The sequence below is a fragment of the Alkalihalobacterium alkalinitrilicum genome (genome assembly GCF_002019605.1).
Lineage (GTDB): Bacteria > Bacillota > Bacilli > Bacillales > Bacillaceae_F > Alkalihalobacterium > Alkalihalobacterium alkalinitrilicum.
This window is the reverse complement of record NZ_KV917368.1, coordinates 1,369,644-1,383,931: the sequence shown is the minus strand read 5'-3', so window position 1 is coordinate 1,383,931 and position 14,288 is coordinate 1,369,644. Positions and strand designations below refer to the sequence as shown.

17 protein-coding genes and 1 pseudogene are annotated in these 14,288 nt (G+C 33.3%); 14 read left to right on the top strand and 4 right to left on the bottom strand.

All coding sequences use genetic code 11. The annotated features are described in order from the left end of the window. From BK574_RS27375 to BK574_RS06545, 3 genes are all read right to left on the bottom strand, one after another. Positions 1-216: IS3 family transposase (locus BK574_RS27375; RefSeq protein WP_078428008.1), on the bottom strand; the 216-nt coding region annotated here is incomplete at its 3' end. A gap of 17 nt (positions 217-233) precedes the next feature. Continuing rightward, positions 234-794, bottom strand: a complete 561-nt coding sequence (locus tag BK574_RS06550) for a helix-turn-helix domain-containing protein (protein WP_078428007.1) — start codon at positions 792-794, stop codon at positions 234-236. A 90-nt stretch (positions 795-884) separates the two neighbouring features. After that, positions 885-1,379, bottom strand: coding sequence for a hypothetical protein (locus BK574_RS06545; protein WP_078428006.1), 495 nt, complete (start codon positions 1,377-1,379; stop codon positions 885-887). 184 nt (positions 1,380-1,563) lie between these two features. On the opposite strand from BK574_RS06545, the gene BK574_RS06540 reads away from it, so the two are divergent. The 9 genes from BK574_RS06540 to BK574_RS06510 all read left to right on the top strand — a co-directional run bounded on the left by BK574_RS06540 (position 1,564) and on the right by BK574_RS06510 (position 9,323). Beyond that, entirely contained in the window at positions 1,564-2,136 is a 573-nt protein-coding gene (locus BK574_RS06540) for a CBO0543 family protein (RefSeq protein ID WP_158211556.1), read from the top strand. A 218-nt stretch (positions 2,137-2,354) separates the two neighbouring features. Next, positions 2,355-3,653 carry an FAD-dependent oxidoreductase gene (locus BK574_RS06535; protein ID WP_078428004.1) on the top strand — a complete coding sequence of 433 codons (1,299 nt, stop codon included), beginning with the start codon at positions 2,355-2,357 and terminating at the stop codon, positions 3,651-3,653. A 367-nt stretch (positions 3,654-4,020) separates the two neighbouring features. Next, complete coding sequence (locus BK574_RS06530) at positions 4,021-5,796, top strand: SLC13 family permease (RefSeq protein WP_078428003.1); 1,776 nt, start codon at positions 4,021-4,023, stop codon at positions 5,794-5,796. A gap of 296 nt (positions 5,797-6,092) precedes the next feature. Further along, positions 6,093-6,551 carry an RrF2 family transcriptional regulator gene (locus tag BK574_RS06525; RefSeq protein WP_078428002.1) on the top strand — a complete coding sequence of 153 codons (459 nt, stop codon included), beginning with the start codon at positions 6,093-6,095 and terminating at the stop codon, positions 6,549-6,551. Positions 6,552-6,933: 382 nt separating this feature from the next. Further along, positions 6,934-8,088, top strand: coding sequence for a DNA cytosine methyltransferase (locus BK574_RS06520; protein ID WP_078428001.1), 1,155 nt, complete (start codon positions 6,934-6,936; stop codon positions 8,086-8,088). A gap of 103 nt (positions 8,089-8,191) precedes the next feature. Further along, complete coding sequence (locus BK574_RS28075) at positions 8,192-8,323, top strand: EAP30/Vps36 family vacuolar-sorting protein (RefSeq protein WP_218970547.1); 132 nt, start codon at positions 8,192-8,194, stop codon at positions 8,321-8,323. Between the two features lie 112 nt (positions 8,324-8,435). After that, a complete protein-coding gene (locus BK574_RS27370; RefSeq protein ID WP_158211555.1) occupies positions 8,436-8,579 on the top strand; it encodes a hypothetical protein in 144 nt (47 codons plus the stop codon). A 5-nt stretch (positions 8,580-8,584) separates the two neighbouring features. Continuing rightward, positions 8,585-8,932, top strand: coding sequence for a GerAB/ArcD/ProY family transporter (locus BK574_RS06515; RefSeq protein WP_218970546.1), 348 nt, complete (start codon positions 8,585-8,587; stop codon positions 8,930-8,932). A gap of 19 nt (positions 8,933-8,951) precedes the next feature. Continuing rightward, entirely contained in the window at positions 8,952-9,323 is a 372-nt protein-coding gene (locus BK574_RS06510) for a GerAB/ArcD/ProY family transporter (RefSeq protein ID WP_238457969.1), read from the top strand. Positions 9,324-9,639: 316 nt separating this feature from the next. Here BK574_RS06510 and BK574_RS06505 read toward each other — a convergent pair whose 3' ends face one another. Then, entirely contained in the window at positions 9,640-9,822 is a 183-nt protein-coding gene (locus tag BK574_RS06505) for a hypothetical protein (protein WP_078427998.1), read from the bottom strand. Between the two features lie 222 nt (positions 9,823-10,044). On the opposite strand from BK574_RS06505, the gene BK574_RS06500 reads away from it, so the two are divergent. The 5 genes and pseudogenes from BK574_RS06500 (at position 10,045) to BK574_RS06480 (ending at position 14,080) form a co-directional block, all read left to right on the top strand. Continuing rightward, positions 10,045-10,497, top strand: coding sequence for a hypothetical protein (locus BK574_RS06500; RefSeq protein WP_075388655.1), 453 nt, complete (start codon positions 10,045-10,047; stop codon positions 10,495-10,497). A gap of 27 nt (positions 10,498-10,524) precedes the next feature. Next, positions 10,525-11,132, top strand: a pseudogene (locus BK574_RS29175) (polysaccharide deacetylase family protein). 110 nt (positions 11,133-11,242) lie between these two features. Continuing rightward, positions 11,243-11,698, top strand: a complete 456-nt coding sequence (locus BK574_RS06490) for a hypothetical protein (protein ID WP_078427997.1) — start codon at positions 11,243-11,245, stop codon at positions 11,696-11,698. A 180-nt stretch (positions 11,699-11,878) separates the two neighbouring features. Next, on the top strand, positions 11,879-12,577 hold the full coding sequence (locus BK574_RS06485) for a sporulation protein (protein WP_075388658.1): 699 nt from the start codon (positions 11,879-11,881) through the stop codon (positions 12,575-12,577). 349 nt (positions 12,578-12,926) lie between these two features. Further along, a protein-coding gene (locus BK574_RS06480; protein ID WP_274379410.1) for an IS3 family transposase occupies positions 12,927-14,080 on the top strand; the annotation gives its coding sequence in 2 pieces (ribosomal slippage) (positions 12,927-13,182 and positions 13,182-14,080; 1,155 coding nt in all). Positions 14,081-14,288: the final 208 nt, after the last annotated feature.

The window sequence follows — 14,288 nt, the reverse complement described above, 5'->3', positions numbered from 1 at the left end:
CACACATTTTAATCCCAATTCTCGCATGATGCGATACACTTTTTTATGGTTGATGGAATGACCTAATTTCTTTAATTCATTAGTGATTCGTTTATAACCATAACGTTCATTAAACTTTTTAAATAGATCTGTAATGATTTCTTTTAAGTTTGCGTCCGAATCTTCTTTGCCAGAATTTTTCACTTGGTAATGGTAAGTTGCTTCTGGGATGCCCACGACAAGGAGAACATCTTTTAATCGGAACCCTTCTTCTTTGAGTTCGAATGCGACCTTTGCTTGTGCTTTTCGTGGAAGGCACTCGGATTTTCCCGAAAAGCTCTCAACTTTTTTAAGTATGCTACTTCTAGCCTTAGTAATTCATTCTCTCGTTCTAATTCTTCTTCACGCGTCAGTTTTTTATTTTCGTTTTTCTTTTTGTTTGGTTTTTTAGACATAGAAGGTCGCCCCTTTGACTTTAGGTTCAGGCCTTCTATTCCTTGTTCATTAAATGTTTTCATCCAGCGGTGAATTAATGAAGGATTGTTCAATCTAAATTGATCAGCAGTTTCCTGATAAGAAGCACCTGTCTCTAGCATAAATTGTATCGTATCTAATTTAAATTGAATAGAATAAGCTTCCTTCACCTTTTTTCGCTTTAATCCCTCAATTCCTTGGGTCTTAAAGGCTCTTACCCAATCTTGTAATGGTGTTTGAGAGGGCATATTGTATTTTTTCGCCAATAATTTATATCCAAGATCTCCATGTAAATACTCAGTAACAAGCTTTATTTTAAATTCCTCACTATATTTAGCCATAAAAACACCCCCAAAAGTTAGTTTTCTACTCTAACTTTTGGGGGTCGGTACTATGAAGAATTGATAAGGCTCTATTTTTATGTGGTGAATTTATCCGACTTCATAAACACTTACAAACGTTGCCATGTATCGAACAAATCCATGTAAGGCAATAATCTCTGCAATTGCTTCCTTTGACGTTCCTGATTCTTGAAGTAAACGAAGGGTTTCTCGATCCACATTTGCTGGATTGATTGCTAACGACTTCGCTAGTTTTGCTAGAAGAATTTGCTTTTCACTCATACGTGGAGGGTATTGCCCTTCTAACAGGTCATTAAACTGTGCTCTATTCCAGCCGTATCTTTTTAATATCATTAAATGAGCTACTAATAATTCTTGAATTCCAAGAGTATGCGCAACAACAGATGCACAGATTCTTTTATCCTCATGGTCAGCAGCACCTGATTTAAACGTATCACCTGCTAACGACCAAAGTTTTGTTAATACTCCAGCATCAGCAACAGCATAATAGGTTTTTGGGATTGTCCCATAATACTCACTTACCTCTTTTAAAACACGCTTCGTTTTCTCATCATAACCGTTCATAGAACACAACCCCTATTTTTAGAATATTTAGAACAATAATAACACACTCAACTTTTAAACGGTTATTTTTTTAGCAATTATATCATAAAGTTTCAAAAGTCACTTGAACTAAACTAACCAATAGAATAATTGTAAATTAATTGGAAATTATAATGTTATTACCAATATATTAAAGGAGACTATAATGAAACAGAAACAAATCCTCCTACTAATTCCAATATTATTACTTACTCTTTCAGGAAGAACTTGGAAATACTTTCCTAAATACTATAAAAGTCTAGCATACGTAAGTTTCTTCAATTCTTTTTATTACTATCTATGTAAACGATATTTACTTTGGGAATTTCCTCCTGGAGGATTTCATTGGAGGATATTAAGATCGATGCATATATTTTTCATTACACCATTGTTAGTGCTTGCGTTTTTATCTAAATTTCCTGAAACATTACCTAGGAAGCTCAGCTATATCATCAAGTGGACAGTTGGTTCTACAATGGTAGAACATTTTGCGGTAAAAGAGAATATGATAATGTTTAAACATGGGTGGAATATCTTTTGGTCGGGATTAATTTATTTATTAATGTATTCATTCAGTTATTTACTAACGAAAAAGCCAGTTGTAACATGGATCCTTTCTTTTTATTCATTATTTTTCTTTCTAACTTTTTTTAAAGTTCCGTTTAGAAGACGATTATTGAAAGGACCTTTCTTTTTCCTAGTGAAAACAGATCGATCCATCCCATTTGAGATCTCCTGATTCATCATCCTATGTAGATTTTAAATAGATTGTAGGAAATGAAGAGTGTAAAAGTGGAATATCCATCACTAAAAAAGAAACATCTGACTTTCTAGAGCTGTTCTTTTGATTTCTAGAATTTAGAGTACTATTATATAATAGGTATTCCATTATGAAGTTAAAGTAGAATACTGAAGAATATATAACTTATGGATAGGAAGTAATAGTGGAGGTTAGTCATGGAGAAACACAGAAAGTCTTATGATGTCGTCGTTGTCGGTGGTGGCCTTGCTGGACTTGCGGCAGCAGCTTACCTTTCATTCAACGGTAAAAAAGTGGCACTTTTAGAACGCGGAAAGTTAGGAGGGAGAGCTGTAACTTTACCGATTAAAGGATTTAACTTTAACTTTGGAGCTCACGCGATTTATGGTCGAGACACTTCAATTCTTAAAAACTTTGAAAATGAGCTTAAACTCCAAATTCAGTGGAAAGATTTTAATCCCTATAAAGCGAGATACGATTCTGGGGAAGAGTTAAGTCATGTTCCTTCCAATGTTAGAGGATTGTTTAAAACGAAAATACTATCTTCTCCAGGAAAAGTTGTCTTTGCTTGGGAAGTATTTAAAACAATGTTAAATATTGATTCAGGAACACCTCATGAGTCAATAGGAAAGTGGTTAGAAAAACAAAATATTGGTGAAGACGTTAAAAAAATGATGTTAACACTAGCATCTTCTAACTTCTTTACAAGTGAACCTGAGGAAATTCCTTCAGAAGTTTTCTTCCAATATTACAAACGAATTTTTACTACGAATAAGCCTGTTGCCTATATTGGTGGTGGTTGGCAATCATTAATTGAAGAATTTGTCCGTGTCATTAAAGACAACGATGGTGAAATTTTTGAAAAATCTAAAGTTCAACAAATTGTTACGAGTGAAAATAAGGTTAACGAAATTATTTGTGGAGACGAAGTGTATGAAGCTGAAGAGTTCGTTTTCTGTATTCCACCAAAAGAGTTACTCAAAGTATTTAAAGAGACAGAAGTAGAAAGTATAGTCAGTCATTATGCTAAATATAAATCTTCTAAAGTATTTGTTTATGATATTGGCCTTTCCAAACGTGTAGAAAGTCCTTTTACCTATATTTACGATCGCAAAAATATGATGTTTATTACCGATATCTCTTATTATGATGAAACATGTACTCCAGAGGGAGGACAACTGCTTCAAGCTGTAGCTTATTTAAAAGAAGAAGATATTGGAAATAGCGAAGCATTAGAAAAATATAAACAACAAATTGAAGCCTTATATGATAAGCATTTTGAAGGATGGAGAGAGAATTTAACTGTGCCACGAATATCAAAAAATGCTGTAGTACAAGAGATTAAATGGAATATGCATCAACAAGCAATGCCAATTTACTTACCAGACTACCGCAATACATTTTTCGCTGGAGATTGGTGCCAAGGCCAAGGTCAATTATCAGAATTATCATTTTCTAGTGCCTACGAAGTTTGTAAATTAATTTTAAACAAGTAAAAATAAATCATATTTCCTAGAAAAGCACATAAAATTTTTGTGCTTTTCTTTCTTTAATATAAGCTATAAAAACGGGACTATAACCATAGAGAATAGGAATTACAAGTTCTTATTCTACTATATAAATATTTGAATTTTAATTCCTACTTGACAACTTTGTTTAGTTTGAATAATATAATATTAAACTAAAGCGATTTACATAGGCTGATTGGAAAAACCAAAGGCTAATACTTCTTAGTATTGAAGTATTAGCTTTTTTTTGCTTATCAAATACAAGTAAACATATCGGAATTTATGATAAAAATTTAAATAATCATTCAAAGTACACGTTATTTATACAGCTTAAGTTGTAAGGGGAGAGTGAACAATGACGTTTGAAATTGGATTTGTCATATTAGTTGTACTAGGAATGCTAGTATGTTTAATCAAAGAGGTAGCTCGACCAGATTTTATAGTAGCCAGTGCTTTAGCTGTATTGTTATTGAGCGGAATATTATCTCCAACCGATGCATTAAGAGGTTTTTCCAATGAAGGGATGTTAACAGTCGCTCTTCTTTTTATTGTAGCTGGAGCGGTTAAACAAAGTGGAGTCTTAAATAACATCGTTACAAAATCATTAGGTTCAGGTAAAAGCGAAAAAAGATCACTTCTACAAATGATGATGCCGATATCAAGTCTATCTGCTTTTTTAAATAACACGCCTATTGTTGTTATGTTTACACCAGTTGTCAGAAAGTGGTGTAAAGAACGAAATATTTCACCATCTAAGTTTTTAATTCCTTTATCTTACGCTACCATTTTTGGGGGTACACTCACATTAATTGGTACGTCTACGAATTTAGTTATTCATGGATTTATGCTTGAACAAGGACTAGATGGATTTACTATGTTTCAATTAGCGATTGTTAGTTTACCCGCAGGTTTATTAGGAATTTTATATATGGTTACAGTTGGACATAAATTGCTGCCTTCCCGAAAGACTTCAGAAGAAACCTTTGATGAAGATGTTAGGGAATATCTTGCTGAAGCTACTATAGAGACAAATTCACCATTAATTGGAAGGTCGATTGAAGGAGCAGGATTAAGGAATTTAAGTGGGCTTTATTTAATTGAGTTGATTAGAAATGGGGAACGAACAACTTCGGTCCCCTCATATAAGAAATTAATGGCCAATGATCGTTTGATTTTTACTGGTGTCTTATCGACGATTGTTGAAATACAAAATATAAAGGGACTAAGTGTTGAGACAGGTACACATTTGAGATTAGAAGACTTACAGAATGGTAGTGCTACTTTAGTAGAAGCAGTAGTTTCTCATCAGTCTTTATTAATTCAAAAGACCGTAAAAGAAAGCAAGTTTCGTAGCTACTATGGTGCAGGGGTGGTGGCAGTACATCGCAATGATGAGCGAATTAATAACAAGGTTGGAGATATTGTGTTAAAACCAGGAGACACATTGTTACTTTTAGTTAATAAGGAATTTGTGAATAGGTGGTCAAATTCTAGAGATTTCTATATTATTTCACCATTAGAGGAACCCGAAATTATCGACCCTAAAAAATCAATTATTGCCATTTCTACCCTAATTACTATGATTTTTCTTGCTTCTTTCAATATATTACCCATGTTTAAAGCAGCAGTTTTAGCTGTCTTTGTTTTGTTTATAACGAAAACCATTACCATTGAAGGTGCAAAGAAATATATCCAATTCGATGTATTATTATTAATTGCTTGTGCTATTGGTATTGGTACTGCACTTGATCAAACAGGCGCTGCAGCATGGATCGCTAATCATTTTGTTCAAATAACAAAAGGTGCAGGTGTGATAGGAGCAATCATTGCCGTTTACTTGTTGACGACTATATTTACCGAAGTCATTACTAATAATGCAGCTGCTGTATTAATGGTTCCGATATCTCTTGCAGTCGCGACGCAATTGTCGGTAGATCCTATGGCTTTCTTTGTAGCTATTGCCATTGCAGCTTCAGCTAGCTTCGCAACACCTATTGGATATCAAGCCAACTTGATCGTTTATGGACCAGGGGGTTATCGATTTTCGGATTTCTTAAAAATCGGAATCCCATTAAACATCCTTTACTTAATTATTACTGTATTTATTGTGTATTTTGTATGGATCGTATAAGCTCCTCCTAATACAATGCTGATGAACTCTTTATTTGTGAATATATTTGATTTTGGAAGGAAGTGTAACAACTCTTAATTCCAACTTAACTCATATGAATTACAAGAATAATATTTTGCTAAACTAATTTTTATAAATATTAAACAAGGTGCTGATCGGACAACCGAAGGCTCGTACTCTATTTAGAGTATGAGTCTTTTGGTATATTTCCTAAGCTAGTGGAGAAAGTATTTCTTTTAAACGGTCATTAAAAATAGAAACACAAACATGATTATTATAAAAAAAAGAGGTGTAACATGAAGATTTCAAGTAAGGGAGAGTACTCATTACGAGCATTAATTACACTTGGTGAAAACGCGGGGAAGGTGATGACTGTTGCTGAAATAAGTGCATTAACCAAATTACCATCACCGTATTTAGAAAAAATATTAATTCAACTGAAACAATTAGGATACATTACCAGTAAGCGAGGTTTTGGTGGTGGGTATCGCTTAAGTCAAAATCCTAAAAACATTTGTATTGGAGAAGTCATTCGAAAAATTGAAGGGCCATTAGCTCCGATGGGGTGTGTAAGTGTTACTTCATATGAACCCTGCAGCTTAGAAAGCAGCTGTTCATTGAAACCTTTATGGGGACTTGTTCGTGATACAGTTGCACATGTTTTAGAGAACATCACCTTGGAGGACTTGGTAAAAAATAAAGTAACAGAAAAAGAGGACCTGCTTAATGGATTATGGAATAATCAAAGAAAATGAGGAATCTAACTGCGATCAACAGTAATTATATGGCTTTAAAAGGAAGGAATCATATATGGCTATATTTAAGAAAATGGTAGTATTAAATTATACTAATATGGTAAAATTGATTATTTTGCTACAAAAGGAAGTCATCTTTGAAAACCGTTAATCTTTCAGTTAGAAGGTTGCTTTGACTACCTTCTTTTTGTTTTTTCCTTTATAGTAAAAATAATGAGAAGTGCATTTATGGTGAATGATTGTTTATAAACTAGTAATAGAGTGTACCATTTGGTAAATAAAACAAAACGAAATAAATAATAAAAGATGGAGTGACATCAATAGAATATAATTATGTTAATATGGTAATATGAATAGTTGATGTAATTGCTAGGAGGACTAAATGTATAAAACAATAGATTTATTCGCAGGTATTGGAGGAATTCGACGAGGGTTCGAACTTACGAATCAATTCGAAACGGTCCTTGCGGCAGAAATAGATAAATATGCATGTGAAACATATACACATTTATATGGAGATGATCCATACAATGATGTAACAACTGATGAATTTAAACAAAAAGTAGCAAACACTGATTATGATGTTTTGTTAGGTGGCTTTCCATGCCAAGCGTTCAGTATCGCTGGTAAGAAAGAAGGATTTATTGATAAAACTAGAGGAACTTTATTTTTTGATATCGCTGATATCTTAAAACATACAAAGCCTAAAGCTTTTCTTTTAGAAAATGTCGAAGGTTTACTCAGGCATAAAAAAGGGGATACATTTGACACGATTTTAAAAGTACTTGTGAAAGAATTGAATTATACTGTTGTTGGTGTGCGTGAAAATGAGATTGCCCCAGGTGGAATAGAATTTAATCCACGAGATTTTTTAGTTAATTCGAAAGACTTCGGTCTCCCGCAAAATCGACCACGTGTATATATCATTGGCTTTAACAAAGATAGATATCATTCTTTAACTGAGACTATATTCATGAAAGAACTACCAAAGAAACGATTGGAAGAACCGATATATAAAGATTTAAATGACTTACTAGAGTTCAATGCGGAAAAAGAATATTACCTTGCTTCTGGTTATTTACAAACGTTGAAAAACCATAAAAGTAGACATAAAGATAAAGGAAACGGATACGGTTATATCGTTGTGAATGAACCAGGAATAGAGACCCCCGTTTCAAATGCGCTGTTAGCTACTGGGGGTTCTGGAAAAGAGCGAAACTTAGTTTATGATCCACAGGATGGGATTGGCGGAAGTTTAGTGAAAGGAAAACAAACACCACTAAACGATGAGGGAATTCGAATGATGACACCAAGAGAGTGGGGGAAATTACAAGGATTTATTAATTATGCTTTTATGAAAGATGGCGTCGATCATTTCTCATTTCCTCCCAAATTGAGTAAAGCGCAACAATACAAACAATTTGGAAACTCGGTAACCATCCCTGTCATTGAAGTATTAGCAAGAGAGATAGGACAAACACTTGACGCATTAGAAAGCAAATTATCGATTAACTCTAAAGAGGAAATCTTATCATAGTACCACCTGTTCTATCTGAATAGTAGTGTCATTTCATTTCACGTAAGTGTAGTTAAAATTAAAATATCGTTAGTAACACCATTGTAACAGGAGGGACTAGGTGATGTCTCTCCTTTTTTATTATGGTACAACTGTACAACTTGCAGATTTTTTAGAAGAGAATGGGGATATGATACTAATTACACTAGATGATGTATTTGAAGCATTCCAGAAAAGAATGGCAAAAGGAGTCTAAAGATAGGGGGCTTTGATGAAAATGGTTTACTGGAGCAAGGAATAAATAACCAGACATCTTCAAAAAATAGTAAGGCTTAAAAAACAGGTGGTATGCTAGAGGGAGAGTAATAATGACAAATTTAGACTACCAAGTAACGTCTGGGGAGATGTCAATTGTTTTTCTTTCAACAGTTATGTCTAGTTCCATAATGACTGCTCCTAGGACTCTTGCAACTGAACTAGGTACACCTGATGGATGGATTTTCTCATTCTAAATGGAATGATTATGCTATTCATTATTATGCTGTACGTTAAGTTACAACGTAATTTTCCAGGTGAAACCTTATTACAATTTTATTTAAAAGGGAAAGTTGGAAAGTGGTTTGCTAAACTTTTTGGGTGTGTGCTAGCATTTTATTTTATAATAAACATTGCTCTTGTAGCCCGAATAATGGAAATCTCAGTCGATATGTTCTTATTAGACCGAACACCAGCCACTATTTTAGTTGGAGTTTTCTTATTAACTACTTCGTATGCTGTAAGTAAAGGAGTTCAAGGAATCGTTCATATTAATCTTATGTACACTAAATTTTTTACTTATTGTCATCTGCACTTTTTCTATTTTTAATATTGAAGCGGTCAAACATATGACTTTTCCATTTATGGAAATCGTTCGTATGATAGAAGTCCCTGGGGGGTTTTTCGAAAGGTTGCAAAGTATTGCATTAGTAATTTGGATTATGGCTTTATTTACAAGTACTTCATTATATCAATTATTAGCAGTAAAGATTATTAATGATATTTTTTCCCCTCACCAAAAGGTATCTTGGCTTTCTACAGCCATTGTTTTTATATCATTTATCATAGCATTTTTACCTGAAAACATTACAGAACTTGAAAAATTAGGAAGTTCGATAACGTACTATGGTATTGGAATAACATTTGTACCAATCGGGTTTGGTTTTTTGACCGTTTGGATGAGAAAGAAAACATCTCCTGCGATGAGATCCCTAGATTAGTGATCTTTTTTAATTTATTTTATTACAAGTAGCACTAATATTTCCTACTTCTAAATCCACTTAGTATTTTGTAATTATAAGTCGAAAAATTGTTATGGAAACACCTTGCCTTTGGTGTTTCCAAACTAGACGAAAGCAAATAGGATAACCGTAAAATTTTTAAAAATTTTGAACACAAAGAAGAGAATGTTTAAAAGGCATTCTCTTTTTTAGTTTGCGAAAATAAAAATGTTTAAAACTCGGATGTTCTTTTCTGGCTATTCACCAAAACACCCGAGAATTAAAAAATTTAACATTGGAGTTTATTCCAAGGATATTATTTCCTTATTTCTTCTAGCTCTGACAGTTCTTCTTCAAAGAAAAAGGTGGTTGGATATTCCTTCACTGTGTAGGAATATCTTTTCATGTTTTTTACATACTGACAATTAGAGATAGTTACCGTTTTATCCGACGCTTTAATAACAACTTGATCACCAGTATTAAAAAGACTTTTCTTCATATAATCACCCTCTCTAGATCGATATTATAATTATATCCCATTAAACTAAGTTATAATAGGGGAAAATTACTATTGTTCTTATTTTTGTAATAAGTCATTTACTTTAAATCAAAGTAACTTTTCAAAAATATTTATAATCGCCATGGAGAAATATCGAAATTTACTGTAAATTTAAAAGTATAAGTAAATATTCCTAAATATTATTTAGAGGAGAGATTCTTCATGGAAACGAATTTTTTTAGACATTATCTTGCAACTTTATCTTACCGAGCAACGATGGCAATAAAAGACGCACCATCACACTATCCAGAATTTCAAGCAGGAAAAGGGGTGCGTACTCCTGTTGAAATTTTATCCCATACATCTGATGTACTTACTTTAGCGTACTCTTGGTTTGTTGACAATGAAAGAAATAAAAATATAGGGGAGTGGGATGTAGAAGTTGAGAGGTTTTATAGTTTAGTAGAAAAATTAGATCAAGCAATTGCAGATGACAAACAAATGAAAGCGACTAAAGAACAATTACTACAAGGGCCGTTGGCTGATGCTTTGACGCATGTTGGACAACTTATTATGTTAAGACGCCTTGCTGATGCACCAACACCAAGAGAAAATTATATTAAAGCAGATATTAATATCGGAACAATACGACCAAACTCTAAAGGAGCAGAGTAGTCGGTCAGGCTCCCCACCAATCAGAAGGTGGAGGAGCCTTTTGATTGGACCGAAAAAGTTGTAGCATTAACCTTTGATGATGGTCCTACTCAAAAGCCAGATGAAATTCTGCAAATATTAAGAGAAGAAGAAGTTAGTGGAACATTTTATTTAACTGGGGAAGAAATTGAACAGAATAAAGAAGATGCGATAAAAATTGTGGCAGAGGGACAGAAATCGGCAACCATTCGTATTCTCATCATCGAATGGTATTGAAGTCACCTAGTTTCATTCGAGATGAAATAGAAAGAACAGATGAATTAATAAGGGAAATTGGTTATGACGGTGAAATTCACTTTCGTCCACCATACGGAAAACGCTTAATACTTCTTCCTTATTATTTGTCAACACATGATCGGAAAACAATACTTTGGAATATAGAGCCAGAAACCTATCCAGAAATAGTAATCGATTCAAATAAAATTGTTAATTATGTAGTTGAAAACATCGAGCCAGGGTCAATCATTTTACTGCACGTTATGTATGAAAGTAGAAGAGAGTCACTAAATTCCGTTAGAAAAATCATAAAAGCATTAAGACAAGAAGGATATATATTTACTACTGTTTCTGATCTATTACAATATGAAAATAAATAAAGGGAATTTAAAGTTTTGCACAAAATAATTAACATATTTTGTAATCAAATGGGAATAATAACTATACCTTGACCTTAAAAATTACATACAACAAAGGCAGTGTACTTAAGATGAAAAAATCAGAGGCGATTTTTTGGAGTATAGCTCTTCCTGGGTTTGCTCAAATTTTAAATAAAAATTATATTAAAGGGATATTATTTGTTTTATTAGAATTTCTTGTGAATGTACAAGCCAATTTTAATGAAATCATTATGTTAAGTTTCCTTGGAGAAATTCAAACTGCAATCGATAGAACAGATTTTCAGTGGTTATTGTTTTATCCGTGTCTCTATTTTTTTGCCATGTGGGATGCGTATAAAGATGCAGGCGGTGGAAAAGAGCCGTTTGCTTTTCTTCCACTCGTCTTTGCTGCTTTTTTTGTTACCGTCGGCACAATGTATTCCCCAAAAATTATGATTTTTGATGTGTTAATTGGTCCTGTCTGGTTGCCAATTCTTTCGGTTGTTCCAGGTTTAGCTACAGGGTATTTAATAAGAAAAGTCATCCTTGTTGTAGAGAGTAGGTGAGTGAAAGCTATTTTCTAAAATTAAATTAACAGAGGAGGACGGGATGAGATTAAGTCATACTAAACATTAGCTATATCAAAAATATAAAATAACCGATAATAATAGTATTTATTACATAAGAATTTTCGGTTACTCCTGCATAAGTTATATAAATAGCAAATTTATGGAGGAGAATTGAATATGTTTGAGAAGTTGTTTTCAAGCATTGGTATCGGTTCAGCTAAACTCAATACTTTACTTTATGACAATAAAATCGAACGAGGAAAGGAGACGAACGGAGAAATTCATATTTATGGTGGAATCGCTGAACAAATGATCTCAGAGATTAATATCCAAATTGAGTTAGAATTTAATAAATATTATGATGATATGACCGATTTTCGTGAGTATAAAGAAGAAATATTACACATAAAAATGGATTCACCATTCGTTATTTCCCCTCAAGAACTGAAAGTTATTCCTTTTTCGTTTACTCTACCTCACAACACCCCCGTCACATTTAACGAACAAAAAATTTACATCCAGACTGAGTTACAAATTAACTTTTTTAATTGTCCCGTAAGCAAAGATAAACTTACAATTGTTGATCCACTTATAGATTCCATTTTAAACTTTTTAACAGAACATGGCTTTCAGCACGAAAGTACTAGTGGATTTTGTAGACAAAAACAGCCTACACTGAATAATCCAAGTCGTTATAAACAAACCTTTCTTTTAATCAATGAACAAGGGAAAAAGATTAACTTCACAGGTAACGAAAAAAACATCAATATCAACGTTCTTGGAGAAGGTGAACAAGTTCATGTGTTTACTATTATGAGAGATCAAAACGTTTCCGAACAACTAAAAATGCTGTCAACTATCTTTAAAAACTTTTAGAGAAAAACTTTATACATCAAAGGTGTGGTTTTAGCAGAAAGTGAAAAATTGATTTAAAAATCACACTTTAACCATTTTCAAAAGGAAAATTGTCATTTTTCTTACAATCATATTTGTTATTTCTATTCTAGCAGCTATCATATTTGAAGTTTTAAAATATAAGAGAAAAATGAATTTACGAAATTAACTGTTAAAAGAAGTTTAAAACCCTAAAATACTGGAGGAAAGTTATGATTACAAATTCGAACGAATCATTTTATTACGATGGAAGAGGGGTTTGATGCTAGACTAAAAAGTGGACACAAATTGTTATAATAAAATTAACTAACAATTTGTGAGGTGCATCCGAATGCCAAAAGGTAAACGTTATGATGAAGAATTCAAGAAAGACACAGTAAAGTATGTGTTAGAAAACCATAAGTCTGTTGCTCAAGTAGCTAGAGAAATGGATCTTAATGAAAACACTTTGTATAACTGGGTGAAAAAATATAGCCACCAACCAGAAATAAAAGCTGCACAAACCTTCGCCACACCAGATGCTGAGGTAAAAGACTTACAAAAGCAACTGCGTGATCTAAAAGAAGAGAATGAAATCTTAAAAAAGGCGATGCACTACTTCGCGAAAAGCCCTCGGTAAAGTATGAATTTATTCATAAGAAACGCTCCCAGTTCCGAGTGGAGAAGATGTGCACAGTTTTGGGAGTTTCTAAGAGTGGCTATTTTAAATGGTTAAGTCTCCCTAAAAGTGACTGTCAGAACAAGCATGAAAAACTAAAGAAATTGATTTTACGTACGCACATTGAATTCAAACAAAGGTATGGCAGTGTCAAAATTACTAAAACGCTAAAGAAGCGTGGTGTGAAAGTCAGTGAACGAACGGTATCCAGAATTATGACCGCAAATAACTGGAAATCCTGCACGGTTAAAAAATATAAAGCGACAACCAACTCAAAACACAAACATCCAGTCAGTGAAAATATACTTAATCGTAAGTTCCAAGTAGATCAGCCTAACCGATTCTGGGTAACTGATATCACTTATATTTCAACCAACGAGGGCTGGTTGTATTTGGCGAGCGTTATGGATCTATATTCTCGTAAGATTGTTGGTTGGGCAATGGATAAAACAATGACGAAAGAGTTAGTTATCAATGCTTTAAAAATGGCTTATAAACGCCAAAGACCCAAACCAGGACTGATTCATCATTCAGATCGTGGTGCTCAGTATGCTTCAAGTGAATATCAAAAACTATTAAACAAGTACAAAATGGTCTGCAGTATGAGTCGTAAAGGTAACTGTTACGATAATGCTTGCATCGAATCTTTTCATGGAATTCTTAAGAGAGAGTTAGTCTATCAAACAAAGTTCAGAACTAGATCCAAAGCAAGAAAATCCATCTTAGAATACGTTGAGTTTTTCTATAATTCAAAACGAATTCATTCTACACTTGATTATCACACACCAATTGAATTCGAGAAAAAGTATCATTTAATAGCAGCATAGAATCTACCTTTCATAAAAAGGGTTAAAGTGCTTTTCTTTGAACTTTTTTATGAAAGCCACCAAGCGAAAGCGCGGTAGAAAATCTGTGTCTAATTTCTTGACGTAGTATCAGTTTCATCTATTCAGACTTATAACTACCAAAATCAATATATTTCTAAACCTCAAACAACAGGTGATGTTTTTCTTAAGTATCCTGTATATCAATACT

Coding starts and splice junctions, on each gene's coding strand:
- BK574_RS06530 (WP_078428003.1), top strand. CDS start 4,021: ATGACGTTTGAAATTGGATTTGTCATATTAGTTGTACTAGGAATGCTA.
- BK574_RS06505 (WP_078427998.1), bottom strand. CDS start 9,822: ATGAAGAAAAGTCTTTTTAATACTGGTGATCAAGTTGTTATTAAAGCG.
- BK574_RS06525 (WP_078428002.1), top strand. CDS start 6,093: ATGAAGATTTCAAGTAAGGGAGAGTACTCATTACGAGCATTAATTACA.
- BK574_RS06500 (WP_075388655.1), top strand. CDS start 10,045: ATGGAAACGAATTTTTTTAGACATTATCTTGCAACTTTATCTTACCGA.
- BK574_RS28075 (WP_218970547.1), top strand. CDS start 8,192: ATGTCTCTCCTTTTTTATTATGGTACAACTGTACAACTTGCAGATTTT.
- BK574_RS06510 (WP_238457969.1), top strand. CDS start 8,952: ATGACTTTTCCATTTATGGAAATCGTTCGTATGATAGAAGTCCCTGGG.
- BK574_RS06535 (WP_078428004.1), top strand. CDS start 2,355: ATGGAGAAACACAGAAAGTCTTATGATGTCGTCGTTGTCGGTGGTGGC.
- BK574_RS06485 (WP_075388658.1), top strand. CDS start 11,879: ATGTTTGAGAAGTTGTTTTCAAGCATTGGTATCGGTTCAGCTAAACTC.
- BK574_RS06550 (WP_078428007.1), bottom strand. CDS start 794: ATGGCTAAATATAGTGAGGAATTTAAAATAAAGCTTGTTACTGAGTAT.
- BK574_RS06490 (WP_078427997.1), top strand. CDS start 11,243: ATGAAAAAATCAGAGGCGATTTTTTGGAGTATAGCTCTTCCTGGGTTT.
- BK574_RS06520 (WP_078428001.1), top strand. CDS start 6,934: ATGTATAAAACAATAGATTTATTCGCAGGTATTGGAGGAATTCGACGA.
- BK574_RS27370 (WP_158211555.1), top strand. CDS start 8,436: ATGACAAATTTAGACTACCAAGTAACGTCTGGGGAGATGTCAATTGTT.
- BK574_RS06515 (WP_218970546.1), top strand. CDS start 8,585: ATGATTATGCTATTCATTATTATGCTGTACGTTAAGTTACAACGTAAT.
- BK574_RS06540 (WP_158211556.1), top strand. CDS start 1,564: ATGAAACAGAAACAAATCCTCCTACTAATTCCAATATTATTACTTACT.
- BK574_RS06545 (WP_078428006.1), bottom strand. CDS start 1,379: ATGAACGGTTATGATGAGAAAACGAAGCGTGTTTTAAAAGAGGTAAGT.